This window comes from Bradyrhizobium sp. Crot121, from assembly GCF_059512385.1.
Map to the genome: position 1 here is coordinate 47,364 of NZ_JCAMOR010000022.1, position 22,797 is coordinate 70,160.

Annotated in this window: 22 protein-coding genes; 8 read left to right on the forward strand and 14 right to left on the reverse strand. The window is 63.4% G+C overall.

The window, feature by feature from the left end:
- Window positions 1-29 precede the first annotated feature (29 nt).
- Both AC5ZGW_RS20365 and AC5ZGW_RS20370 read left to right on the forward strand, forming a co-directional pair.
- Window positions 30-1,277, forward strand: coding sequence for a GNAT family N-acetyltransferase (locus AC5ZGW_RS20365; RefSeq protein WP_130228732.1), 1,248 nt, complete (start codon window positions 30-32; stop codon window positions 1,275-1,277).
- Between the two features lie 43 nt (window positions 1,278-1,320).
- Window positions 1,321-1,743 (forward strand): HIT domain-containing protein, encoded by a 423-nt coding sequence (locus AC5ZGW_RS20370; RefSeq protein WP_130228733.1) that lies wholly within the window; start codon window positions 1,321-1,323, stop codon window positions 1,741-1,743.
- A 135-nt stretch (window positions 1,744-1,878) separates the two neighbouring features.
- On the opposite strand, the gene tsaA is transcribed toward AC5ZGW_RS20370, so the two are convergent.
- The 4 genes from tsaA to AC5ZGW_RS20390 form a co-directional block, all read right to left on the reverse strand.
- Complete coding sequence (tsaA, locus tag AC5ZGW_RS20375; RefSeq protein ID WP_130228734.1) at window positions 1,879-2,370, reverse strand: tRNA (N6-threonylcarbamoyladenosine(37)-N6)-methyltransferase TrmO; 492 nt, start codon at window positions 2,368-2,370, stop codon at window positions 1,879-1,881.
- Window positions 2,371-2,430: 60 nt separating this feature from the next.
- Window positions 2,431-2,775 carry an AzlD domain-containing protein gene (locus AC5ZGW_RS20380; RefSeq protein WP_130228735.1) on the reverse strand — a complete coding sequence of 115 codons (345 nt, stop codon included), beginning with the start codon at window positions 2,773-2,775 and terminating at the stop codon, window positions 2,431-2,433.
- Window positions 2,772-3,515 (reverse strand): AzlC family ABC transporter permease, encoded by a 744-nt coding sequence (locus AC5ZGW_RS20385; protein WP_130228736.1) that lies wholly within the window; start codon window positions 3,513-3,515, stop codon window positions 2,772-2,774. The genes AC5ZGW_RS20380 and AC5ZGW_RS20385 overlap by 4 nt, the downstream gene beginning before the upstream one ends.
- A 233-nt stretch (window positions 3,516-3,748) precedes the next feature.
- Window positions 3,749-4,696: a transglycosylase SLT domain-containing protein gene (locus AC5ZGW_RS20390; RefSeq protein ID WP_463327607.1), complete on the reverse strand. Its 948-nt coding sequence runs from the start codon at window positions 4,694-4,696 to the stop codon at window positions 3,749-3,751.
- Between the two features lie 84 nt (window positions 4,697-4,780).
- On the opposite strand from AC5ZGW_RS20390, the gene AC5ZGW_RS20395 reads away from it, so the two are divergent.
- Together AC5ZGW_RS20395 and AC5ZGW_RS20400 are read left to right on the forward strand one after the other, a co-directional pair.
- Complete coding sequence (locus tag AC5ZGW_RS20395) at window positions 4,781-5,428, forward strand: HAD family hydrolase (RefSeq protein WP_028163967.1); 648 nt, start codon at window positions 4,781-4,783, stop codon at window positions 5,426-5,428.
- A gap of 18 nt (window positions 5,429-5,446) precedes the next feature.
- Window positions 5,447-6,382: a glycine/sarcosine/betaine reductase selenoprotein B family protein gene (locus tag AC5ZGW_RS20400; protein WP_130228738.1), complete on the forward strand. Its 936-nt coding sequence runs from the start codon at window positions 5,447-5,449 to the stop codon at window positions 6,380-6,382.
- Window positions 6,383-6,441: 59 nt separating this feature from the next.
- Here the strand turns inward: AC5ZGW_RS20400 and clpA are convergent, their stop codons facing one another.
- Entirely contained in the window at window positions 6,442-8,844 is a 2,403-nt protein-coding gene (clpA, locus tag AC5ZGW_RS20405) for an ATP-dependent Clp protease ATP-binding subunit ClpA (RefSeq protein WP_130228739.1), read from the reverse strand.
- A 280-nt stretch (window positions 8,845-9,124) separates the two neighbouring features.
- Window positions 9,125-9,460: an ATP-dependent Clp protease adapter ClpS gene (gene clpS, locus AC5ZGW_RS20410; protein ID WP_165435454.1), complete on the reverse strand. Its 336-nt coding sequence runs from the start codon at window positions 9,458-9,460 to the stop codon at window positions 9,125-9,127.
- A gap of 493 nt (window positions 9,461-9,953) precedes the next feature.
- On the opposite strand from clpS, the gene AC5ZGW_RS20415 reads away from it, so the two are divergent.
- On the forward strand, window positions 9,954-11,312 hold the full coding sequence (locus AC5ZGW_RS20415; protein WP_130228741.1) for a TadE/TadG family type IV pilus assembly protein: 1,359 nt from the start codon (window positions 9,954-9,956) through the stop codon (window positions 11,310-11,312).
- A 74-nt stretch (window positions 11,313-11,386) separates the two neighbouring features.
- Here AC5ZGW_RS20415 and AC5ZGW_RS20420 read toward each other — a convergent pair whose 3' ends face one another.
- Window positions 11,387-11,722 carry a phasin family protein gene (locus AC5ZGW_RS20420; protein ID WP_028163972.1) on the reverse strand — a complete coding sequence of 112 codons (336 nt, stop codon included), beginning with the start codon at window positions 11,720-11,722 and terminating at the stop codon, window positions 11,387-11,389.
- A 406-nt stretch (window positions 11,723-12,128) separates the two neighbouring features.
- On the opposite strand from AC5ZGW_RS20420, the gene AC5ZGW_RS20425 reads away from it, so the two are divergent.
- Entirely contained in the window at window positions 12,129-13,967 is a 1,839-nt protein-coding gene (locus AC5ZGW_RS20425; protein ID WP_463327597.1) for a serine hydrolase, read from the forward strand.
- A 237-nt stretch (window positions 13,968-14,204) separates the two neighbouring features.
- Here the strand turns inward: AC5ZGW_RS20425 and AC5ZGW_RS20430 are convergent, their stop codons facing one another.
- The 4 genes from AC5ZGW_RS20430 to AC5ZGW_RS20445 form a co-directional block, all read right to left on the reverse strand.
- Window positions 14,205-14,921 (reverse strand): DnaJ domain-containing protein, encoded by a 717-nt coding sequence (locus tag AC5ZGW_RS20430; RefSeq protein WP_130230834.1) that lies wholly within the window; start codon window positions 14,919-14,921, stop codon window positions 14,205-14,207.
- 109 nt (window positions 14,922-15,030) lie between these two features.
- Window positions 15,031-15,795, reverse strand: coding sequence for a vWA domain-containing protein (locus AC5ZGW_RS20435; protein WP_130230832.1), 765 nt, complete (start codon window positions 15,793-15,795; stop codon window positions 15,031-15,033).
- Between the two features lie 91 nt (window positions 15,796-15,886).
- The gene (locus AC5ZGW_RS20440; protein ID WP_130230830.1) at window positions 15,887-16,801 is read right to left on the reverse strand and encodes an alpha/beta fold hydrolase; all 915 of its coding nucleotides are present in this window, start codon (window positions 16,799-16,801) and stop codon (window positions 15,887-15,889) included.
- 306 nt (window positions 16,802-17,107) lie between these two features.
- Window positions 17,108-17,881 (reverse strand): helix-turn-helix transcriptional regulator, encoded by a 774-nt coding sequence (locus tag AC5ZGW_RS20445; protein WP_130230828.1) that lies wholly within the window; start codon window positions 17,879-17,881, stop codon window positions 17,108-17,110.
- 108 nt (window positions 17,882-17,989) lie between these two features.
- On the opposite strand from AC5ZGW_RS20445, the gene AC5ZGW_RS20450 reads away from it, so the two are divergent.
- Window positions 17,990-19,072 carry a zinc-binding dehydrogenase gene (locus AC5ZGW_RS20450; RefSeq protein WP_130230826.1) on the forward strand — a complete coding sequence of 361 codons (1,083 nt, stop codon included), beginning with the start codon at window positions 17,990-17,992 and terminating at the stop codon, window positions 19,070-19,072.
- A gap of 9 nt (window positions 19,073-19,081) precedes the next feature.
- Here AC5ZGW_RS20450 and AC5ZGW_RS20455 read toward each other — a convergent pair whose 3' ends face one another.
- The gene (locus AC5ZGW_RS20455; RefSeq protein ID WP_130230824.1) at window positions 19,082-20,005 is read right to left on the reverse strand and encodes a division plane positioning ATPase MipZ; all 924 of its coding nucleotides are present in this window, start codon (window positions 20,003-20,005) and stop codon (window positions 19,082-19,084) included.
- Window positions 20,006-20,287: 282 nt separating this feature from the next.
- On the opposite strand from AC5ZGW_RS20455, the gene panC reads away from it, so the two are divergent.
- A complete protein-coding gene (gene panC / locus AC5ZGW_RS20460; protein ID WP_130230822.1) occupies window positions 20,288-21,139 on the forward strand; it encodes a pantoate--beta-alanine ligase in 852 nt (283 codons plus the stop codon).
- 75 nt (window positions 21,140-21,214) lie between these two features.
- Here panC and AC5ZGW_RS20465 read toward each other — a convergent pair whose 3' ends face one another.
- Window positions 21,215-21,655 (reverse strand): DUF1489 family protein, encoded by a 441-nt coding sequence (locus AC5ZGW_RS20465; protein WP_130230820.1) that lies wholly within the window; start codon window positions 21,653-21,655, stop codon window positions 21,215-21,217.
- Window positions 21,656-21,695: 40 nt separating this feature from the next.
- On the reverse strand, window positions 21,696-22,673 hold the full coding sequence (locus AC5ZGW_RS20470; RefSeq protein WP_496113952.1) for a hypothetical protein: 978 nt from the start codon (window positions 22,671-22,673) through the stop codon (window positions 21,696-21,698).
- Between the last annotated feature and the right edge of the window lie 124 nt (window positions 22,674-22,797).

Below are 22,797 nucleotides of genomic sequence, written 5' to 3' on the forward strand. Positions count from 1 at the left end.
CTCGCACAGGGGACCGGTTCAAATTCTCAATGACCTCATCTGAAATCACCCTCGAAGCCGTTCCGTCCGTCAGCGACATCAAGGCTGCCGATTGGGACGCTTGTGCCAATCCGACGGTCGATCCCACCTCGCTCGACGCCCTCGACACGCTGGCTTTACCGAGTTCCGGAGGTCTTGCGTGCATCCGTGCAAGACCTTCCTATAACCCATTCGTTTCACATGCCTTTTTTGCAGCGTTGGAGGCCTCTGGCTCGGCCGTTGCGCGGACCGGCTGGGGGCCGCGGCATCTGCTGGCCAGGCTGGATGGCGAGATCGCCGGGATCGTCCCCTGCTATCTCAAGTCCCACTCGCAGGGCGAGTACGTTTTCGATCGCGGCTGGGCGGACGCCTACGAGCGCGCCGGCGGCCGGTATTATCCGAAGCTCCAGGTGTCGGTCCCCTTCACGCCGGCCACCGGGCCCCGCCTCCTGCTTCGCAACGGCATCCCCCGTGAGCAGATCAGGTCGGCGCTTGCCCATGGCCTGATGGCGCTGTGCGAGGCCACCGAGGCCTCCTCCGTGCACGTGACCTTCGCAGGCGAGGACGAAGCAAAGTTTCTGGGCGGACATGGTTTCCTGCAGCGGACCGACCAGCAGTTCCACTGGCACAATGCCGGCTTCAAGAGCTTCGACGATTTCCTCGCCACGCTGAATTCGCGCCACCGCAAGGCGATCAAGCGCGAGCGGCGCGAGGCGCTTGCGGCTGGTGTGACGATCCACTGGCTAACTGGCGAGGAGATCACCGAGGATGCGTGGGACGCGTTCTTCGACTTCTACATGGAGACCGGATCGCGCAAATGGGGCCGGCCGTACCTGAACCGGAAATTCTTCTCGCTGATCGGCCAGAGCATGGCCAAGGACGTGCTGCTGGTGATGGCCAAGCGCAATGGACGCTGGATTGCGGGCGCCATCAACTTCATCGGTTCGGACACGCTGTTCGGCCGCAACTGGGGCGCGATCGAGCACCATCCGTTCCTGCATTTCGAGGTCTGCTACTATCAGGCGATCGACTTCGCCATCCAGAACGGATTGAAGGTGGTCGAGGCCGGCGCGCAAGGCGAGCACAAGCTCGCACGCGGATATTTGCCGCAGACGACCTATTCCGCCCACTATATCGCGGACCCAGGTCTGCGCCGGGCGATCGCCGATTACCTCAAGCGCGAGCGCGCCTATGTCGCTGAGGTCGGCCGTGAGCTCACTGACGCTGGCCCGTTCCGCAAGGGCGGCGACGAGGCTTGAGCTTTCTGCTAGGACCCGAGAACTTCTGATGTGAGGAACCGCCATGCCCGCCTATGACCCCCAAAATCCCTTCGCAAAGATCCTGCGCGGCGAATTCCCCTGCTACAAGGTCTACGAAAATGAGTACGTGCTGGCCTTCCTCGACATCATGCCGCGCTCGCCCGGCCATACGCTCGTGATCCCGAAGGCCCCTGCCCGCAACATCCTCGACATCTCGCCCGACGATTACGCCCATGTCGCGCGCGCCGCCCACAAGATCGCCGCAGCGGCCATGAAAGCCTTTCAGGCCGACGGCATCACCGTGCAGCAGTTCAACGAGCCAGCCGGCGGCCAGGTCGTCTTCCACCTCCACATGCATGTGATGCCGCGCCAGGACGGCGTCGCGCTGTTGCCGCCTGCAAGCCGCAAGGAGGATGCGAAGGTGCTGGAGGACAATGCGACCAAGCTGATCGCCGCGCTGGGGTAACGGCTCTCTCCACTCGTCATTCCGGGATGCGCCGTCAGGCGCAGGCCCGGAATCCATTGGACCCCATGCGCTGCGGCGAAATGGATTCCGGGCTCGCGCTGCGCGCGCCCCGGAATGACGAGCGGGACGAGAAAATCACTCCGTCTCGAAATCGCCGGGCTGTGGCGGCGCGAGCGGGGTGAATTCGCAGCGGTCGGGCTTGACGTCGAGCAGCGGCGTCTCGTCGAGACAGTCCAATCCGCGCACCAGGATGACGTTGCCCTCGACGCCGACCAGCTTCACGATCGAGGTCGCGATCGGGTTCGGTCGCACCGGGGAGCGAAGCGAGAAGGCGCCGCGGGTCTTGCCGTTGCTCTTCGGGCTCTGCAGCACGAGGTCGCGGCGCGACTGGTGCAGCCAGTAGAGCACTTCGAGATTTTCGTAGAAATCGACGCCCTTGATGGCGGGCACCCAGGGCTCGAAAATCTCCAGACGACAGACGGGCCCGTCCTGGCGGCCTTGGCGCGGCGTCGTCAGCCGCGAGGTCCAGGGCGTGCGGATGCGGCCGATGAAGATCAGGCCGGCGTCCTGCGTCGGCGGCATCTCGACGGCGGCTTCGCCCGGGCGTATCTCACCTTCTCGAACCATGTCTCAATCCACAGATAGCTGCTTGCCGATCGACAGTAACGCATTGCGCGGCGGCTGCAATCAGCCGAGCCACCATTGGCCGCCGACCAGGATCACTTCGCCGATTGCAACGCCTGCGAAGATCGACCTCCGCGACAGCATGAACGCGGCAAAGCCTGCGGCCACGGCGCCATAGCGCAATAGGGCCGGAACGCTTGCGAGCGCGCCGGGCGGCTGCACCACGATCTGCGCGATGACGCCGGCAAGAATTGCGGTCGCGACAGCCCTCACCCACACAAGAAGCTCCGAGCCCTCGTGGAGCCCGCCGCCGAACCACAGGCCCAGCATCCGCCAGATCTGGTTCGGGATCACGCCGGCCACGAACAAGACCACGAGCGCGTGCCAGTCGCCGATGAAGGTGCTCATGCGATCGCCTTTGCCCTTGCCCGGTGCACGCCATAGGCGATGGTGCCGGCGACGACGCCACTGACCAGGATGTCGAGGCCGCTGTTGAGCAGCGTCGCCAATGGATACAGTGCCAGTCCGAGCGCGAGCGCGATGCCGTCGGCCAATTCGCGGCAATTGCGCGCGGTCGAGAACAGGAACGCCAGGGGCGTCAGCATCAGGATCGCCGCGGCGAAGAGCTGCGAAAGATTGGCCGCCAGCAAATAGCCGATCGTGTTGGCCACCACTGAGAGAAAGACCAATCCGCAGCCGAGCCCATGAATGAAGGCGATGCGGCGCTCCCGCGGCACCTGTGGCAGAAAGCGATGGCATTCGACCCACAGCGTCACCGCGGTGAGATGCGCCACCAGGATCAGGTGCCGCCGTTTTGTCTTTGGCGTCCGCATCATTGGCAAGACTGACACCACCATCGGAAACAGGCGGATGGCGCTGACGCTCACCGCAATCGCCGACTGCAGGATGGTCGCGCCGGAGCCCAGCGTCGACACCAGGATGATCTGCGCCGGTCCAGCCCAGACAAACACCGTGCTCGCGAGCGTCCAGGCCAGCGAGAAATGCGTGTCATGCGCCAGCGCCCCGATGCCGAGATAGGTCGCGAACAGCACCAGCGCCAGGATGGTCGAGCCGACCGACCGCACGCCCCAGAAGAAGGCGCGGAACGAGCTGTGCCATTGCGGAGAATCAAGCGGAGGAAGCGCCACGGAGGACCGGAGAGAGGTTTGAATTGAGCGGCATAGGGCTGATGAAGCCGGGCCACGTCAAGCAAGCGGGTATCAGGGCTGGCATGCAGCCGCGCCCCAACATCATTGCGAGCCACCGGGTCGGCGCGTAGCGCCGCCCGATGACAGGCTCCGCGAAGCAATCCATGCCGCCGCTTGCGGAGAGATGGATTGCTTCGTCGCTTTCGCTCCTCGCAATGACGAATCTTGCCCGCTCACACCCTGTTCCGTAACACAAAACAGGCGCCGCCGGCTTTGCGGATGCGGTTACAGAGATTGTCGGCCTCGGGCCGCGTGTCGGCGCCGATGCGCACCTGATAGAAGGTGGCGGTCCCGCGCGTGCGCAGGGGTGCGCTGAACAGGCTCGGGTCCTGATCACCGATCACGGCGCTCAGGCTCTTCATCGCGCGCGCATACATCGCGAGCGCCTTGTCGCGGTTGAAGCCAGCGGCAAGCTGAACGCCCCAGACCTTTGCAGCGGCGAGCGTAACGTGCCGTTCAAGGCCGGCAACGAACGGGTTCGGCGCGCGCTTCAAGAGCGCCATCAATTCGCGGCAGCTCGAGGTCTGCGGGCGTGTGGGCACCTTGCCATTGCGGGCGGCGGACGCCCATTCGTCGACGCTGGAGCCGGTGATCGCGTATACATAGTTGCGCGTTTCCTGCGGCATGTAGCCGGTGCCGGCGAGCCAGTCCTGCACGCGGCGCGGACCGGCATTGTAGGCTGCGGCGGCAAGGCCGAGATTGCCGAACTGGCTGCGAAGCTCGCTGAGGAATTCGGCCGACTTCGGCAGCGCCTGCACGGGATTGAAGGGATCGAGCAGGCCGCGCTCGTTCGCCGTTCCCGGCATGAACTGCGCGATGCCCTGCGCGCGCTGGCCGTTCCGCGTCATCGGGCCCACCGCATCGGGCTGAAACCGGCTCTCCTGCCAGATCACGCGGGCAAAGAATTCGAGCGGCAGATCGTTCGCCCGTGCAGCAGATTCGATCATCAGGCACATCGCCTCCCGCGCCTCGCTCTCGCGCGCGGTCTCAGACTTTTCCGGGGGTTGCGCGAGTTCCTCGACGCTCGGGTGCACGACGCGGCTGTCAGGCTCCTCGGCCGCCGCCGGTGCCAGCCACAGCAAGATCGCGAAAGCGGCACTGAAATGCGGGATTATTCGCATCATCTCAGACCTGACAAATCAGTCCTTGACTTAGGCGGCGGGCCAACTAGCAAACTTGGGCATTATCAACGCCCCAGGGCCGAAATGCGCACAATCTATTTTGATCTCGACGGCACGTTGACCAATCCCAAGCCCGGGATCACCCGTTCGATCCAATATGCCCTCGAGCGACTGGGCCAGGCGATCCCAAGCGAAGACGAATTGACCTGGTGCATCGGCCCTCCCCTGCACGCGAGCTTGAAGAAACTGGTCGGCAGCGATGCGCTCGCAGATCGGGCGTTGACACTTTATCGCGAGCGGTTCGCCGATATCGGTCTGTTCGAGAACGAGACCTATCACGGCATCCAGGAGACGCTGTCCGCGCTGGCCGCCTCGCATCCGCGCATGTTCATCGCCACCAGCAAGCCCGCGGTCTATGCCGAGCGGATCATCGACCATTTCGGCCTGCGTCCCTATTTCGAACAGGTGTTCGGCTCGGAGCTCGACGGCACGCGCACCGACAAGACCGAGCTGCTGCGGCATGCGCTCGATACGGCGAAGGTGGATCCGACGCAGGCGATCATGATCGGCGACCGCAGCCACGATATCGTCGGCGCGCGGAGCAACGGCATGACGGCCATCGGCGTCCTCTACGGCTATGGCAGCGAAGAGGAGCTGAAGGGCGCCGGCGCACATCATATCTGCGCGACCCATCCGAATTTGCTCGACCATTGCCTGTCGCTTCCGGCTTGATCACTCGGAGCACACGAGATGACAACAACGTCCGACCAGCAGCTCGACTTCGCACCCGACGACGATGCGCCGATCGGCTATATGAAACGCACGCGCGACTACTATGCGGCCATCGGCTACACGACGCCCTACCGCTGGGCGCATTACACCAGCGCGCCGTTCCAGCCGCTGCGCAAGTCGCTCGCCGAATCCCGCGTCGCCATCATCACCACGGCGGCGCCGTTCGATCCCGCCAAGGGCGATCAGGGACCGGGGGCGAAATATAACGGCGGCGCCAAGTTTTATCAGGTCTATGACGGCGACACATCGAAGCAGCACGATCTGCGCATTTCCCATATCGCCTATGACCGCGTGCACAGCTCGGCCGAGGACAGCGGCACCTGGTTCCCGTTGCCGCAATTGCGGCGGCTGGCGCAGGAAGGACGGATCGGCGAGATCGCGCCGCGCTTCTTCGGCGCGCCCACCAACCGCAGCCACCGCGTCACCATTGAGACCGATGCGCCGGACATCCTGGCGCGCTGCCGCGCTGATGGCGTCGATGCCGCGGTGCTTGTGCCGAATTGCCCGGTGTGCCACCAGACCGTCAGCCTGGTGGCACGGCATCTCGAAGCGAACGGCATTTCGACCGTCGTGATGGGCTGCGCGAAGGATATCGTCGAGCACGCCGCCGTGCCGCGCTTCCTGTTCAGCGATTTCCCGCTCGGCAATTCAGCCGGCAAGCCGCAGGACCCGGCTTCGCAGGCATTCACGTTCGAACTCGCGCTGCGTGTGCTTGAGTCCGCGCCGGGACCGCAGACCACGGTGCAATCGCCGCTGCGCTGGAGCGCCGATCCTTCCTGGAAGCGCGACTACAGCAACGCCGATGCGCTGAGCGCCGAGGAACTGGCGCGGCTTCGTCGCGATTTCGACGCGCAGAAGGAAATCGCGAAGGGTATTCGCGAGAGCGCGGCGTAATCCCGACATGAAAAAGGCCGGCTTTGCAGCCGGCCTTTTTAGTATCGATCAGAACGCTGTCAGACCTTCACCAGCGGCCCGCGCGCCGGCCCCTTGGAGCCGCCGCCGCCATTGGGACCGCCCGGCTTCGGCTTGCGCTTGCGGGCGCCCGGGAGCTTCTCCGGCTTCGGCGTGACCGGGCCTTCGACGAACTCGAAGCCGATCTTGTCTTTGCCGGTCGCCTCGTCCTTGACCAGGATGACACGGACATGGCCGCCGCCCTTGAGATGACCGAACAGCACTTCATCGGCCAGCGGCTTCTTGATGTGCTCCTGGATCACCCGCGCCATCGGGCGGGCACCCATCTGCTCATCATAGCCGTTCTCGATCAGCCAGGCCTTTGCGGGCTCGGACAGTTCGATGGTGACGTCGCGGTCCGCAAGCTGCGCCTCGAGCTGAAGCACGAACTTCTCGACCACCATGCCGATCACGTCGGCATTAAGATGCGCAAAGGAGACGATCGCATCCAGCCGGTTGCGGAATTCCGGCGCGAACTGGCGATTGATCGCCTCGTGGTCGTCGCCTTCCCGCTTGCTGCGGGTGAAACCGAAGGCCTGCCTGGCGAGATCCGCCGCGCCGGCATTCGTGGTCATGATCAGGATCACGTTGCGGAAGTTGACCTGCTTGCCGTTATGGTCGGTCAGCCTGCCGTGATCCATGATCTGCAGCAACACGTTGTAGAGATCCGGATGCGCCTTCTCGATTTCGTCGAGCAGCACCACGCAATGCGGATGCTGGTCCACGCCGTCGGTCAAGAGGCCGCCCTGGTCGAAGCCGACATAGCCGGGAGGTGCACCGATCAGGCGCGACACCGTGTGCCGCTCCATGTACTCGGACATGTCGAAGCGCAGCAGCTCGACGCCGAGCGACGCCGCAAGCTGTTTTGCCACCTCGGTCTTGCCGACGCCGGTCGGGCCCGAGAACAGGTAGCAGCCGATCGGCTTTTCCGGTTCGCGCAAGCCGGCACGCGCCAGCTTGATCGAGGCCGATAGCGACTCGATCGCCTTGTCCTGACCGAACACCACGCGCTTCAGGGTCTGCTCAAGGTGCTTCAGCACCTCGGCATCGTCCTTCGACACGCTCTTGGGCGGAATCCGCGCCATGGTCGCGATCGTGGTCTCGATCTCCTTGATGCCGATCGTCTTCTTGCGCTTGTTCTCGGCGACCAGCATCTGCGCCGCACCGGACTCGTCGATCACGTCGATCGCCTTGTCAGGCAATTTGCGATCGTGGATGTACCGCGACGAAAGCTGCACCGCCGCCTCGATCGCCTCATTGGTGTATTTCAGCCGATGGTAATCCTCGAAATAGGGCTTGAGGCCCTTGAGGATCGCAATCGCGTCTTCCACCGTCGGCTCGTTGACGTCGATCTTCTGGAACCGGCGCACCAGGGCGCGGTCCTTCTCGAAATGCTGGCGGTATTCCTTGTAGGTCGTCGAGCCCATGCAGCGGATGGTGCCCGAAGCCAACGCGGGCTTGAGTAGGTTGGACGCATCCATCGCGCCGCCCGACGTGGCGCCGGCGCCGATCACGGTATGGATTTCGTCGATGAACAGGATCGCGTTCGGGTGCGCCTCGAGTTCCTTCAGCACCTGCTTCAGGCGCTCCTCGAAATCACCGCGATAGCGCGTACCGGCAAGCAGCGTTCCCATGTCCAGCGAGAACACGGTGGCCGCGGCCAGCACTTCCGGCACTTCGCTGTCGACGATGCGCTTGGCCAGTCCCTCCGCGATCGCGGTCTTGCCGACGCCGGCTTCGCCGACGAACAGCGGATTGTTCTTCTGCCGGCGGCACAGCACCTGGATCGCGCGGCTGATCTCGGCATTGCGCCCGATCACCGGATCGATCTTGCCGTCACGCGCCTTCTTGTTGAGGTTGACGCAATAGGTCTCGAGCGCCTCGCCCTTCTTCTTGGCGTCCTCATTGCCCTTGGCCTCGGTCTCCTCGTCGACGCCGCGCACCGGCCGCGCCTCGGAGACGCCCGGCCGCTTGGCGATGCCGTGGCTGATGTAGTTGACCGCGTCGTAGCGCGTCATGTCCTGCTCTTGCAGGAAATAGGCAGCGTGGCTTTCGCGCTCGGCGAAGATCGCGATCAGCACATTGGCGCCGGTCACTTCTTCGCGACCCGAGGACTGCACATGGATCACCGCGCGCTGGATCACGCGCTGGAAACCGGCGGTCGGCTTCGCGTCATCGGCGCCATCAGTCACAAGGTTTTCGAATTCGGTCTCAAGATAGTTGACGAGACTGGTCCTGAGCTTGTCGAGATCAACGCTGCAGGCCCGCATCACCGCGGCCGCATCCGAGTCATCGATCAGCGACAGCAGAAGGTGTTCAAGCGTCGCGTATTGATGGTGACGCTCGTTTGCAATCGCCAATGCACGATGCAGGGATTGTTCAAGGCTTTGGGAAAAAGTAGGCATTCGCTTCCTCTGTGGCCCCCGGCCATCATGATCGCCATTGCCCGGTCAGGCAACAACAACCTTCGTCATCCCCTGTCATATAGTCACGCACGATCGTGGCGAAAGCCCGGCTTCGCGCAGCGGTCAGCCAATCGAGCAAAGGCGCCGCGACCGAGAGCCACATCCCTCCAGTCAGCGGGAACATCATCCGCTTCCATCGGGCAAAGCGCGCTTCCGTCAGGCGAATTAAATGCAAGACCCGTTCCGCTTCGTGGCGGGTCTGCTCGACGTTGGGCCCGCGTTACTTCTTTTCCATCACACATTGCAGCGGATGCTGGTGCTTCCGCGCAAAATCCATCACCTGGGTCACCTTGGTCTCGGCGATCTCATAGGTGAAAACCCCGCACTCCCCGATGCCATGGTGGTGGACGTGTAGCATGATCTTGGTCGCCGCTTCCGCGTCCTTGTTGAAGAACTTCTCTAAGACATGAACGACGAACTCCATCGGAGTGTAGTCATCGTTCAAGATCAGGACGCGGTACAAATTCGGGCGCTTGGTCTTCGGCTTGACCTTGGTAATGACCGAAGTGGACGGACCTCCGGTGGCCCCCCCACTACGGCCCTCATCGTTGCTCATCCGGGGCGCTGATGGCGCGGCAAGCGCCGATATGGGCGAATTGGTTGCAAAAACTGTCTGCGACATGGCTCAGGCGTTCGACATCCCCAAAGGAAACACGCAACGCACTTGGAGGTTGCGCAACGCCGAAAACAGTCGTCACGGAACTTCCAGCACGCTCGAGAGATCGCCGTTTCCCGGTCCGATCCTTTGCTGGATCGGCAAAAGGCAATATGGGCCCGGCTTTGTCCCGCTGCAAGCACAGATGCGTGGCTCACACGGGGCCGGCCGGCCCGACTCCCGGGTCTCGACGCTCATGCGAAGGTTAATCGTTTCTGGCGGGTTTGACAAAGGAAGCCGACTACTCGTTTAGCGACCATTGACAATAGGTCCGCTTTCGTCCCCGTCGTTCGGCTTTTGCCTTGGCTTTGACCCGTTTTTATGAGGACCGGTTTACCACCTATTTAGCGGCGCACTGAGAAATGGCGGCACCAACCAGATTGCGGTGAACGCCATGTCCGTTACAGCCATTTTCGACCGCCTTCGTACAGCGGCCCGCCGGTTCGCCGGCGCGGATCAAGGCAATATAGCGGTAATTTTTGCCTTGGCTGCGGTTCCGATCATCACCCTCGTCGGTGCCGCGATCGACTATTCCCGCGCCAACAGCGCCCGCTCCTCGATGCAGGCGGCGCTCGACTCGACGGCGCTGATGGTGGCGAAAGATCTGACCGACGGCAGGATATCGACCTCGGACGTCACCACGGCGGCGCGGAAATATTTCGCCGCGCTCTACACTAACCCCGATGCCCAATCGGTGACGATCAACGCGAGTTATACGCAGAATACCGGAAACGGCTCGACCATCAAGGTCGATGGCTCCGGCAGCGTGAATACCGAATTCTTGAAGTTCGCGAGCCTTGACACTCTCGGCTTCAACCTCAGCTCCACCTCTCTCTGGGGCACGGTTCGGATGCGGGTTGCGCTGGTACTCGACGTGACCGGTTCGATGCAGAACGACGGCAAGATGGCCGCCCTGAAGCCTGCCGCAAAGGCCCTGATCGATCAGCTCGCTGCGCTCGCAAAGAATCCAGGCGATGTCTACATCTCGCTCGTTCCGTTCGCCAAGGAGGTCAACGCCGGTCCCGGCAACTACAATCAACCCTGGATCAACTGGAGCGAGTGGGATGCGGTCAATGGGACCTGCAGCAACACCTCCTATAAGAACAGCAGCAGTTGCACCGCCGCCGGCAAGACCTGGAAGACGAACAATCACACCACCTGGAACGGCTGCGTGACGGACCGCGACCAGGACTACGATACGCTGAATACCACACCAACCATCAACACTTCTCTCCCGTCCACTCGGTTCTACGCCGATCAGTATGACGCATGCCCGCCCCAACTGATGCCACTCACCTATGATTTTGCCGCCCTGAAGAACAAGGTCGATTCCCTCGTACCCAATGGCGGCACCAATCAGCCGATCGGAATCGCGTGGGGATGGCAGTCCCTCACCCAAGGCGCGCCGCTCAATGCACCCGCCGAGGATCCCAACTACACCTATCAGAAGGTCCTGATCGTGATGTCCGACGGTCTGAACACCCAGGACCGCTGGCCATCATACGGAAACGGCCAAGTCCAATTTAATGGCCAGATCGACGCCCGCCAGCGCATTCAGTGCGACAACATCAAGGGTCAGGGCATCACCATCTATACGATGCACGTGAATACCAGTGGTGATCCAACATCCCAAATTCTGAAGTACTGTGCCAGCAGCTCAGACAAATTCTCAACCGTGACGTCCTCAACCCAGATCATGACGGCCTTCACTTCGATCGGGAACTCGCTGTCCAAGCTGCGTGTCGCGCGGTAGCTACCGTCCCCTCGACGAACAGAAAAGCCCGGCCAAAGGCCGGGCTTTTCGTTTGGAAACTAAGGCAGCGCCGATTAATGCGTCGGGTTGAATCTAGCGACCAGGCCCTCGAACGGCTTGAAAGTCTGCTTGGCGCAGTCGCTGTAGAGGCCGGCGATCTTCTGCGATTCGGCAACGAAGGTCTCGTAGGCCGAGCGGGCATACTCGGTCTGGGCTTCCAGCGCTTTCTCGAGCGACTTCACGCCGGACAGCTTTTCCACAAACGACTTGGTGTCCTCGAACGACTTCTTCGCGTAGTCGCCATAGGCGGTCGCGATCGCCTGGACGCCGCTCTGCAGATTGTTCGCCGAAGCTGTGATCGTCTCAATCTGCTCTTTTCCGTAGTTCTGAATGTCTTCAACCTTGACCATTGGAATCCTTTCCCAAGACTTTTTGCGCAAACCCATTGTCGGCACGGAGCCGACTCCCCGAACGCGCCGTCAAACTAGTGCGGCGCACAATCAAGTCAAGCGATATTGTGCATTGCACAAATTGTTCGAATTTGCCGAAAACCCCGGGTCTTTACGCAACGCTTAATTAAGCTTTTGGAAACTCGGCAGGCCTAACCTTGATTCCCGAACGGGTTCATCTTCCGACAAGCAGCCTGAAAACTGTTTGTGAACAGCATCTTAGCCAGAACAGCGACCCTTGCCGGCCGATGCAACCGGAGCCTCGTTTCCGGAAGCCATCGTCGAACAGGGTGATGTCAGCGGGCCGGCGGGCACAATTTTGCCCCACGGGCCGGTGATCAAGATAGAAATTGGGACGGGGAAGTAAATGCTTCGTACAACCTTCGCTTCCTCGCGTGTCTTGCGAGTTGGCGTTCTCGGGCTCATCACCTTCACCACGGCGATCCTGATCTCCAGCGAGAGCGCCGAGGCGCGTCGCTCCCGCCACCGCCATCACGTGCGCTCTCATCAGGTGGATCGCGACAGCTATAGCCCCCAATTCTCTTCCATCATCGTCGACGGCAATTCCGGCTCGGTGCTGGCATCCAACAATCCCGATGGTCTTCGTCACCCGGCCTCGCTGACCAAGATCATGACGCTTTATCTGCTGTTCGAGCGCCTCGAAGCCGGCAGGATGAAGCTGGATACGGAAATGCAGGTATCGGAGCACGCTTCGGAGCAGTCTCCTACCAAGCTTGGCCTCCGGCCCGGCCAGACCATCAGGGTCGAAGACGCCATCAAGGGCCTGGTGACGCGTTCCGCCAATGACGCCGCCGTCGTGATCGCCGAAGCCATTGGCGGCGATGAGGATGATTTCGCCAAGATGATGACGCGGAAGGCCCGTTCGCTCGGCATGAGCAAGACGGTCTACCGCAACGCATCAGGCCTGCCCAATGATGAGCAGGTGACGACCGCGCGCGACCAAGCCACCCTCGGCCGCGCGATCCAGGATCGGTTCCCGCGCTACTATCGGTATTTCTCGACCACCGTGTTCAATTATCGGGGACAGTCGATCCGCAATCACAACCACCTGCTCGGCAAGGTGGAGGGCATCGACGGCATCAAGACCGGCTACACCCGCGCCTCCGGCTTCAATCTCGTCAGTTCGATGCGCCGCGGCAACCGCCATCTGATCGGCGTGGTGTTGGGTGGCCGCAGCGGCGGCTCGCGCGACGCCATCATGCGCAGCCTGCTCGCCGAGAACCTCGAGAAGGGCGCAACGATCCGCACCGCCGCCGCCATCACCGAGAAGAACGTCGCGGATGGCAATACCAATATCGCGGAAGCTGATACGCCGTCGCGCGGCAACGACCAGCCGGCGCAGGTCACTTCCGGCGCCGCCGCCTCCGCTGAGCCCGCAATGGCAGCGCTCACGCCGGCGGCCCCGCGCCCGGCCGCAAAGGCATCGCTGATGGCCGCAGCGGCCGCCGCCCTTCCCCCGCCGCCAGCGAAGATTGAGCCAGCGGCGAGGCCGGAGCCCAAATCCGAACCCGCGCCCCTGACCAACGGCGTGATCCAGAGCCAGCCGATGGCGATCATTCCCGGCTCGGCCGAGCCGATGAAGCCGGTCAAGGTGAAGACGGTTCAGGTCAAGGCCGGCGGCACCAAGCTCGCCTCCGCCGCGCCATCCCAGCCGGCACCACCGGTCACCAATGCGATCCCACCCCGTCCGGAAGTCGCCGAGACCTCCAGCGCCGTCGTGGCAAGCGCCGACGTCGCCAAGACCGACGCCGCAAGGTCCGCAGCCAGAGCCGAAATGCCGCCGCAGCCTGCCGGGTTCGGCACCGGCAATGGCATCCTCGGTGTGTTGCCCGCGTCGAGCCTGCAGCAGCCCACCTCCTCGCCGCAGACGGTCGCCGCGCTCCAGCCGCAAGCGGTGTCGCCGGCCGCGGTCGCCAAGCCCACGCAGCCTGCCGTGCACACCGGCTGGATCATCCAGGTCGGTGCACTCGAAAGCGAGAACGAGGCGCGCCAGCGCATCGATCTTGCGCGCAACCAGTCGCGCGGCCTCCTCGGCAAGGCCGATCCCTTCACCGAGCCGGTCGTCGGCAAGGATAACCGCAAGCTTTATCGCGCCCGCTTTGCCGGCCTCGAGCGCGAGCAGGCCGAGGCGGCGTGCCGGACGCTGAAACGCGCCGACATCTCCTGCATCACCATCCGCAACTGATCTTTCGGCCCGATCGTAAAATCGCAAAGCCGGCGCCCACTAGCGCCGGCTTTTTTGCGTCGGCCTGTCGCAGCCGCGGCCACTTGTTCCCTCGCGAAAACTTCTCGGCAAGGATTTACGGTTAAGCTTTCGAGAACAGGGGATCGACCACGCTGGACAACGGCGGGCGAGACAGGGCGCGTCAGCACAGAGAAGCAGCGGCAACTCTCGGTTTGTAGCGTTGGTAGCGTGCCGGAGTTAGCTAGAATGCGTGCGAAGCAAGGTATCCTTGGCCTCGTTTACACGGGCAGCGAGGTACGTCGACCCCCCTTGGTCGGGATGCAGTTTCTTCATGAGAGTGCGGTGCGCCCGGCTGATCTCGTCACGCGAGGCTCCCGGCTGCAGGCCAAGGATCTGGTAGGCCTCCTCTTCCGTCATTTTGCCGCCCGGCGCCGCGCGGCGTTGCCCCCCTGCCCCGTTGCGCTGCGCGTCCTGACGCCAAGCGGGAAACCGGCGGTCCAGATAGCTTTCAAGTAACGTGACGCTCTCGGCGTCGAAGCCGGCGGCCATCGCCAGCAATCCCTGAAGGTCGAACTCGTCGAGCGAGCGGCCGGCATTCGGCCCTTCCACGATCTGACCCGACAGCGCGCCGGTGTCGTGGTCGAGGCTCATGTCGAGATATTTCGAGCGCACGCGCGAGCTCTGTCCGGCGGAGCGCTGCGTGCCGCCGAAGATGCTGCCGAAATTGCCCAGCACGTTCGGGGACCAGCCGAGCAGGCCGGCGCCAAAGATCCCGAGCGGGATCGCGACAGCAAGTTCGCCCCTGATTCCGGTATAGGCGGCGACCGCGAGCGACAACACGCCGCCGACGATCTTGATCGCGCGCGCCATCATCGCCGGGTTGGCGGCCCGAAACATCTGCAGCAGGAGATAAAGCGTGACAACGGCGACGACGCCGGCAATCAGGGTTGGCATGGGCGCAATATAATCGCGGCGGCGAGGAAAAGCATCGCGAACCAAGCCCACAACGACCCAGCCTGGCTGGTGCGCCGCCGTGCGCTGTCAGGGGACGTGGCGACCACCGTCACTTCATCTGGCCGATCAACTTGGCCGCACCGCTTGCGGTTTTCGACAACTGCAGCAGCGCCTCGCGGCCGCCGGCGGCGTAGGCCGCAGCCGCCCGCAGCAGTTCGCGCAATTGCGCCGCTGCACCCGGATCGAAGCGGCAATAGGCGCCGCCGGTCAGCCGCGCAATCTCACGGAACGCCTGCTCGGCGGTGGCGTCGCCGCCTTCCTGGAACATGAAGACGGGTACCTTGAGCAGCCCGAGTTCGCCGGCCTTGGTGCAGAGATCATCGACGGACTCCTCCATGGCATCGCCGACGAACACCACGGCCCGCACCCCGGAGGCGACCGCCTCGCGGCGCGTCTCGGACAACACTTTGCCGATCTGAGTATTGCCGCCCTGGCAATCGATCTTGCCCATCAATCTGGCAAGGTGAGCGCTGTCGGAAATCCAGCCAGTCGCCCGGCATTCGTTGAAACCGCGGTAGTAGACCAGGCGGATATCCAGGCTGCCCAGGGAAGCGGCTTCGCGAAACATGTCCGCCTGCAGCGCGCAGGCCATGTCCCAGGTCGGCTGCCGGCTCATGGTGGCGTCGAGTGCAAAAATCAGCCTTCCGCGCGCGCTGGCCTGATGCGGCGACATCGCGCGCGCCTTGGCGACGAAGGCGGCGATATCGTCGGAGCTGGACGGAGATGCTTCCGGCAGGCGACCGAACTTGCGGGCCTCGGCCGCCTGCGCAGCGATGTCGTTACCGGATTTCGGTTTGGTCGGTTCGCCAGCCATGAATCCTCGCCGTTGCTGCGAGGATTATGTGGGCCGAGACCAGGAAAGCGTCAATGCGCGCGCGGGATGCGCCGAGCATTGGGGCCAGAGGTCAGTTTGGTACGGCCGAGCGATCTTTCTCGGTCTCGGTCTTCTGGACCTTCTTGGTCGAGGGATCCGGTACGTAGAGCGAGACCGGTCCCGGTTCGAGGATCTTCGGCGGCGCACTCCTGGTGTCGACCGGCGCCACCTCACTGTCGCTATCGACCAGAAACTTGTCGAGCATCGCCTGGATCGAGTTCTTCGCCACGTCCGGGCCGGTGTCGCGCATATCGTTGTGCTGGAAATTGGTGTTCACCACGGTGATACCTGACTTCTCGCACTCCTCATCATCGGGCACGACGCCCGGATCAGGCTTGAAATGGGTATCCTTCGAGCGGAACGACAGGATCTTGAACTTGCCGTCGGTCAGGAACGGCACGCGCAGATTGTCCAGCGTCACGACCTTCTTGATCTCGTCGGGATACTGCTTGGCGAAGTACATCGAGATGTCGCCGCCCATCGAGTGTCCGACCATGGTGACCTTGGCATAGTCGGCGTTAGGCTGGAGCTTCTTCATCTCGTCGATAGCGAAGTGGATATTGGCCACGCCGCGCTGGATTTGCGGCAAGCGGCCGACATAGAGCTCGCCGGCCTTGGTCACCATCGGCGGGTCTGTCGGCAGGTCGTGCTGCGGGCTGATCACCAGATAGCCGCGCGCGGCAAAGATGTTGGTCAGGAACGAATACTCGGTGTTCTTGACGGTATTGCCGTGGTTGAGGATCGCCACCGGCAGGGTGATCATGCCGGCGTTGGCCTGCATCTCCTTGTCCCAGCGCACGGCGACGTCGACGGGAACGAGGCGATTGTCCCGCGCCGGATCATAGAATTTGAGTGTCTCGTGACGGATAGCCCACTTGCTGGCGGTGAAATACGCGCCAGCAACAAGCACGGTAAGTGAAAGCAGAACGGTAATTCCACGTTTCATATTCGTCCTCGGCGCGCCCGCCTCTGGCGCTATATCCCATTTGTCCGGACTCTGACGGTCCGTGTGGATGATATATGTCACAGCGACGTGACGGGAAGTCCAAATGTTGTGTGTTGACCGCCTGATCGTTGTGCGATGCACCTAATCCTTGTGCATGCGCACAAGTAGCTGTGGGATTTGGCTTTCCTCCTAACCTTATGATGGCGCCTGCGAAATTCGGGTCTAGGCGCTCAATACATTTGTAATAAAACGGCCCACTTTGAAGTTTGTTCCCAGCTTTGGACCCTCCCCCGTAGTCACACGGGTTCAGGCAGCCGTGTAGATGGTAAGTTTCAGCGCCGGGTCGTCATTGGCCTGAAAGCTCGCATATTCGTAGGCCAGGCGGCCCCTCTTGGGATGGCTGAGCACTTTGCGGCCGGACACGCTGCTTTTGATATCGTGCGCCCCCCACCATTGGGCGAATTCCTGGCAGCCGTGCTGCAGCCGAGCGAGCAGGTCGCGAAAGGCAGGATCGCCCGCCCAGAGATCGTGACTTGCGCGAAACTGGGCCACCATCCGGCGGGCTTCATCGGCCCATGATGGACCGAACAGACGCCGCGTCGCCTCATTGGTCAGCATGCAGATGAGCACGTTGCGGTCGGCTGGCGGAAGTCGGCTGAAGCCGAAGGTTTGTTCTGCGGCATCGTTCCAGGCCAGAATGTCCCAGCGCCGCCCGGTGATATAGGCCGGCTGGTTCAAGCTCTCCATCGTGCGCCGGATCGCCGGTGGCACCACCTCCGGGATGAACGGCCGCCGATCGGCGTCGCGGATCAGCGCCCGCAGATGCGCGTGCTCGGCCTTGGTCAACCGTAGCGCTCGCGCCAAGGCGTCGATCGTCGTCAGCGAAGGGCTGACGCTGCGCCCCTGTTCGAGCCGCGTGTACCAATCGACGCCGATGCCGGCGAGTTCGGCCACCTCCTCGCGGCGCAAGCCGGGCGTCCGGCGGCGTCGTCCGATCGGAAGGCCGGCAGTTTTTGGTGTCAGCTTCTCCCGCCGCGAGCGCAGGAAATCGCCGAGTTCGCTTTGCCGGGCATCTGCCATGGGACTCTTCCTGCGACGAAAGGAGGGACTCTTGATCCCAGGATAATACCAGGTCTTGTTGCCCAGGACAGGCGCTTCGATGATGCAGTCTCAAGCGGGGTAAGAGCCATGAAAGCTGCTGTTTTGAGATCATTTGGATCGCCACTCGCGATCGAAACCGTTACCGACCCGGTGATCGGCACCGGTGAAGTCGTGGTCGACGTCGTGGCGACGCGCGTACTGTCCTATGCCAACGAAGTCTTCAGCGGCGAACGAAACTATCTCTTGGAGTTGCCGGCCGTGCCGGGACCCGGCGCGATCGGAAGGGTTCGCGCGGTGGGGCCCGACGCCACGCACCTCGCCGTGGGCGACTGGGTCTATTGCGACCCGACCTTCCGCTCCCGCGACGACGCCATCTCGCCCGACATTACCCTGCAAGGCTGGAGCGCGGGCGGCGAAGGCGGGTTGCGGCTGCAGCGGCACTTCCGCCACGGTTCGTTCGCGGAGCAGACGCTGGTCCCAACCGAGAACGTCAAGCGCATCGGCACGATCGATGCGGTCCACGCGCCAGCCTGGTGCGCGCTCGGCACGTGCCTTGTGCCGTATGGCGGCTTCCTGGCGGCAAGACTGCAGGCGGGGGAGACGGTGCTGGTCAGCGGCGCCACCGGCAATTTCGGCAGCGCCGCCGTCGCGGTCGCGCTCGCCATGGGCGCGAGATGCGTGGTGGCGCCGGGGCGCGATGAAAGGGTGCTCGCCGACCTGGGGCGTCGCTTCGGCCACAGGGTGCGCCCGGTCCGGCTTTCCGGCAATGAGGAGGACGATCGCCGGCGGATGCGCGAGGCGGCTGACGGCCCGATCGATTGCGTGATCGACCTGATGCCGCCCTCGGTCAGTGCAACCACGGTGCGCGCGGCCGTCATGACGGTGCGCCCCTACGGGCGCGTGGCGCTTATGGGCGGCGTCGGGATGCTGGGTGGCCCAGGCCTCGAATTGCCCTACCCCTGGATCATGCGCGAATGCATCACCATCCACGGCGTGTGGATGTATCCGCCGGAAGCAACGCTCGGTCTCGTTGGCATGATCCGGGCAGGCCTGCTGCCGCTCGACCTGTTTGAGGTTACCACCTTCGACCTTGATCACGTCAACGAGGCGGTGGCGCACGCGGCCGCCAATGGCGGCCCCTTCAAGATGACGATCCTGCAGCCGGCGTGAGCCGCCCTCTCAAGTCGCGATGATGTCGTGGAGCTCGAGCGGTTTGTCGACCTGGCTGAACCATTCGGCCCGGTTGGCCGCGCGGCGGCGGCCGCGCTCGTCGAGCGGCAGCTTCAATTGGCGCAGGAGGCCAGTCACCTCCTCGCGCGCCGTGACGTGGCCCATACTGGGCCGGGTGCCGAGCGTCTGCTCGTCGATATCGTCGAGCGCGGTCAGGCCGCGCGGGAAGAATTCGCGGTAGACGACGCGCTCGGCAAAGCCGTCGATCGAGCGGAAACCGAGCCGCAGCGACAACTGTTTCAGGCCGCTTGCGACGAGCTGCTTGTTGCGCGACCCAAGCATCGAGAGGCGGTTGCGGACCACGATCCAGTCGGTGGTGGTGCCGTCCACCTGGCGCCGCTTGCGCCTGACGTCGCGCACCATCTCGGCGTAATGGCTTTCGCCGGTCACCGAATAGGTGACGGGATCGATGGTGCCCAGCACGTCGAAGTCAAGGAAGCTGTCATTGATCGGCGTGACCAGCGTGTCGGCCATCGAATGGGCGAGCCGCATCAGGTAGCTGTCCGTGCCCGGCGTATCGATGACGATGAAATCGAAATTGCGCTCGACCGTGCTGATCGCCGCCATGAACTGCTGGAACTCGGCGTTCTCGTTCTCCGCGATCTGCATCGTCTCGCCGTATTTGATGCAATGATGCACGGGGATTTCGAGGCCAAGATTGGTGCGCCGTGCCCAGGCCCGCCGGTTATTGATGTAGCGGGTAAAGCTCTGCTGGCGGCAATCGAGATCGATGGTGGCGACCCGCTGGCCGGCCTTCATCAGGGCGACGGCGATGTGCAGGGCGGTGGTGGATTTGCCCGAACCGCCCTTCTCGTTGCCAAGCACCACCACATGGGCGGAGCCGGATTGCGCCTGACTAGCCTGTACCAGCATGACCTGATCCCCTCGATATCTTCAAATCGGGCGCTTCGACGGTCAAGTGAAATGCGCCCTGCGCTCAAGGAGCAGCCGACTGTCTTCCTTAATCATGAATCCATCGCGGGAGATGTCAGCCCGCAATCGCTTGAGGCCGCCAAGCGGGTCAGGTGCGCCCGCCTGCCGCCTTGGCGTCGACGCCTTCCCCTTGGTATGGTCACGTGCCCGCCTCATCGAGCGAGTCCAAGCCCGTCTCGCCCGACCAGACCTTCCCGAACCAGCCCAAGAGATTGAATCCAGATGTCGCGAAGTCCCGTGGTCGTCCGCACCGTCCCTGCCTTGCGCCGCTCCGTCGAGGCTTTGCGCGGAAGAAAGGCCATGACAGCACTGGTCCCAACCATGGGAGCTCTCCATGACGGGCATGTGTCGCTGGTCCGCCTTGCCAAGCGACGCGCCCAGCGCGTCATCGTCTCGATCTTCGTCAATCCGACCCAGTTCGCGCCATCAGAGGATTTCGGCTCCTATCCGCGTACATGGAAGGACGACGTCGCAAAGCTCGCCGCCGAGAAGGTCGACCTGATCTGGCATCCCGACGTCAAGACGATGTACCCGGATGGCTTTGCCACGCGGATCGCGCCGGAGGGGCCCGCCACCGTCGGCCTCGAAGACCGCTTCCGCCCGCATTTCTTCGGCGGGGTCGCAACGGTCGTCGGCAAACTGTTCACGCAGTGCCGGCCGGATTTTGCGATCTTCGGCGAGAAGGACTTTCAGCAGTTGCGGGTCGTGACCCAGATGGCGCGAGACCTCGACCTCGGCGTCAAGGTGATCGGCTCGAAAACTGTGCGCGAACGCGACGGGCTCGCAATGTCATCCCGCAACGTCTACCTCTCGCCCGAAGAACGGCGCGTGGCGCCGGAGCTCTATCGCGTCATGAAGGAAACCGCCCGCCGGATCCGCGCCGGTGAAGCGATCAAGCCGGCTGTCGCCGGAGGCGCCAAGCTGATCGAGAAGGCCGGCTTCAAGCTCGACTATCTGGAAGTGCGCCACGCCGAGACGCTGGCGCCGATCGCTTCGATCAAGGACGGCCCGCTGCGGATGCTGGTGGCCGCCAGGCTCGGCACCACGAGACTGATCGACAATATCGCGGTTTAGGGCGGCCGCGCCTTAGAGCGTTTTCGAGCGAAGTGGACACCGGTTCGCGTGAAGAAAACGCGTCAAAACAAGAATCTAGAGCAATCCGAGATCGCGCAGCTCGCGCCGCATCGGCTCGGGCATCGCCGCGACGCCGGAAGCGGCCGATTTGGTCAGGTCGGGCGGCGCGGCATCGGCGGTGAGATAGCGCCAGCCCTGGAAGGGGCGCATCGGGCGCGGCGATACCGCGATCACCTTGGGCTGCATCACGATGCGGCAGCGGCCGATGCCGTCCTTGTCGCGGAACGGCTCGATCGCGATGATCTTCTCGCGCGCGGCGATCTCGCCGCGGATCACCCAATAGAGCGAGCCGCCGGCAAGGATTTCCTCCTCCCGTTTCGGCGTCATCCGCGTGATATGGATGTGACGCTGGGGCAAGGCCTTCTTCTTCGCGATCGCCATCCGCTCGGCGACCCAGGTCTTGAGTTCCTTGACCGAGTCGCAACCGACGGCGAGCTTGATGAGATGAAGCGGCATGATCGTTTCGCTTTAGCCGCCGGCTCCGGTTTTGAAAAGATCACTCGTCCGAAGTTGCGGGAGCGGCTGTGGACGCCGGTGGTGGCGGCGTGATCGGGACCGGCGCGGGTGCCGGCGGACGTTTAGCCACCGCCTGTTTCTTGGCAGCGGCCGGCGGCGCGGGCGAAGCCGCTGGCGCGGGACGCGACGCAGGCGGAGCTGCGGTCGTGGCGGCCGCCGCAGCCGCCGACGGCTTCGGTGCGGGCTCAGGCGTCATGATGCTGATCGGAGGGGTATTCGCGGCCGACGGAAATTGGGCGTTGGTAGGTTTGCCGGTGGGGACCGACGGCGGCAGTGCTCCCAGCACCCCTGCTCCGGCCGCCGCTGCAATGGCAGGCGCCGGCGCGTTCCACGACGGCGCGTAACGGGTGATCAAGTTCTCATAGAGGTGCTCGTCCATATTGGACGCGATCTGCTGGGTGGTCCCGAGCGAACTGAACGCCGCGCATGAGGCCGGCGTGCAATGGTCGCGCACAGTGAGCACATAGGCCATGAGCCCGTAGCGGTCCCGCTCGACCGCGCGACGCAGCGCCTGCAGTTCGGGCGATGTGTTGCGCTCGGCGGTCGCAATATCCCCCAATGACGCTAGGCGGGTGATCTGGGAAGCCGCATAGGCGACCGCGGCAGCCGCAGAGTCGGCGGAACCGAATAACACCTTTTCGCAGGCGTTCAGCACGGCATCGCCCGCGAGGTCATCGATGCAGGCGAGCGCGGCTGGCGCCGCGACGACCGGCTGCGCCGATCGCGCATCAGCGGAAGCAAGCCGATTACCGGAATCGAAGCCACGAATGGTCGAGGCAGCAGCGACCGCAATCGCAAGCAAGGTGATGACCGTCAACGCGCCGTTGGCCACGGATTTCTCCGCGCGCAACAGCGTGATCAACAGGATCACCCCAAAAAATCCTGCGGCGGCCAGCGTCAGCCACATCGGAAAAGTCGCGGAGCGCCAGATATGATCCAGCGAAGAAACCCAGCTCATGCGCGATGTCCCTCAACGCAGCGTAAAACACAGTCGCCAAAGGCGAACGCCTCCTTTCGGGCATTCGGTCTTCGGCAGAGTCGTTCTGCGAACGGGGCCTTTTGACGGCGACCCATCAGGGAAC

Coding starts and splice junctions, on each gene's coding strand:
- AC5ZGW_RS20365 (WP_130228732.1), top strand. CDS start 30: ATGACCTCATCTGAAATCACCCTCGAAGCCGTTCCGTCCGTCAGCGAC.
- AC5ZGW_RS20370 (WP_130228733.1), top strand. CDS start 1,321: ATGCCCGCCTATGACCCCCAAAATCCCTTCGCAAAGATCCTGCGCGGC.
- tsaA (WP_130228734.1), bottom strand. CDS start 2,370: ATGGTTCGAGAAGGTGAGATACGCCCGGGCGAAGCCGCCGTCGAGATG.
- AC5ZGW_RS20380 (WP_130228735.1), bottom strand. CDS start 2,775: ATGAGCACCTTCATCGGCGACTGGCACGCGCTCGTGGTCTTGTTCGTG.
- AC5ZGW_RS20390 (WP_463327607.1), bottom strand. CDS start 4,696: ATGCGAATAATCCCGCATTTCAGTGCCGCTTTCGCGATCTTGCTGTGG.
- AC5ZGW_RS20395 (WP_028163967.1), top strand. CDS start 4,781: ATGCGCACAATCTATTTTGATCTCGACGGCACGTTGACCAATCCCAAG.
- AC5ZGW_RS20400 (WP_130228738.1), top strand. CDS start 5,447: ATGACAACAACGTCCGACCAGCAGCTCGACTTCGCACCCGACGACGAT.
- clpA (WP_130228739.1), bottom strand. CDS start 8,844: ATGCCTACTTTTTCCCAAAGCCTTGAACAATCCCTGCATCGTGCATTG.
- clpS (WP_165435454.1), bottom strand. CDS start 9,460: ATGAGCAACGATGAGGGCCGTAGTGGGGGGGCCACCGGAGGTCCGTCC.
- AC5ZGW_RS20415 (WP_130228741.1), top strand. CDS start 9,954: ATGTCCGTTACAGCCATTTTCGACCGCCTTCGTACAGCGGCCCGCCGG.
- AC5ZGW_RS20420 (WP_028163972.1), bottom strand. CDS start 11,722: ATGGTCAAGGTTGAAGACATTCAGAACTACGGAAAAGAGCAGATTGAG.
- AC5ZGW_RS20425 (WP_463327597.1), top strand. CDS start 12,129: ATGCTTCGTACAACCTTCGCTTCCTCGCGTGTCTTGCGAGTTGGCGTT.
- AC5ZGW_RS20430 (WP_130230834.1), bottom strand. CDS start 14,921: ATGCCAACCCTGATTGCCGGCGTCGTCGCCGTTGTCACGCTTTATCTC.
- AC5ZGW_RS20435 (WP_130230832.1), bottom strand. CDS start 15,795: ATGGCTGGCGAACCGACCAAACCGAAATCCGGTAACGACATCGCTGCG.
- AC5ZGW_RS20440 (WP_130230830.1), bottom strand. CDS start 16,801: ATGAAACGTGGAATTACCGTTCTGCTTTCACTTACCGTGCTTGTTGCT.
- AC5ZGW_RS20445 (WP_130230828.1), bottom strand. CDS start 17,881: ATGGCAGATGCCCGGCAAAGCGAACTCGGCGATTTCCTGCGCTCGCGG.
- AC5ZGW_RS20450 (WP_130230826.1), top strand. CDS start 17,990: ATGAAAGCTGCTGTTTTGAGATCATTTGGATCGCCACTCGCGATCGAA.
- AC5ZGW_RS20455 (WP_130230824.1), bottom strand. CDS start 20,005: ATGCTGGTACAGGCTAGTCAGGCGCAATCCGGCTCCGCCCATGTGGTG.
- panC (WP_130230822.1), top strand. CDS start 20,288: ATGTCGCGAAGTCCCGTGGTCGTCCGCACCGTCCCTGCCTTGCGCCGC.
- AC5ZGW_RS20465 (WP_130230820.1), bottom strand. CDS start 21,655: ATGCCGCTTCATCTCATCAAGCTCGCCGTCGGTTGCGACTCGGTCAAG.
- AC5ZGW_RS20470 (WP_496113952.1), bottom strand. CDS start 22,673: ATGAGCTGGGTTTCTTCGCTGGATCATATCTGGCGCTCCGCGACTTTT.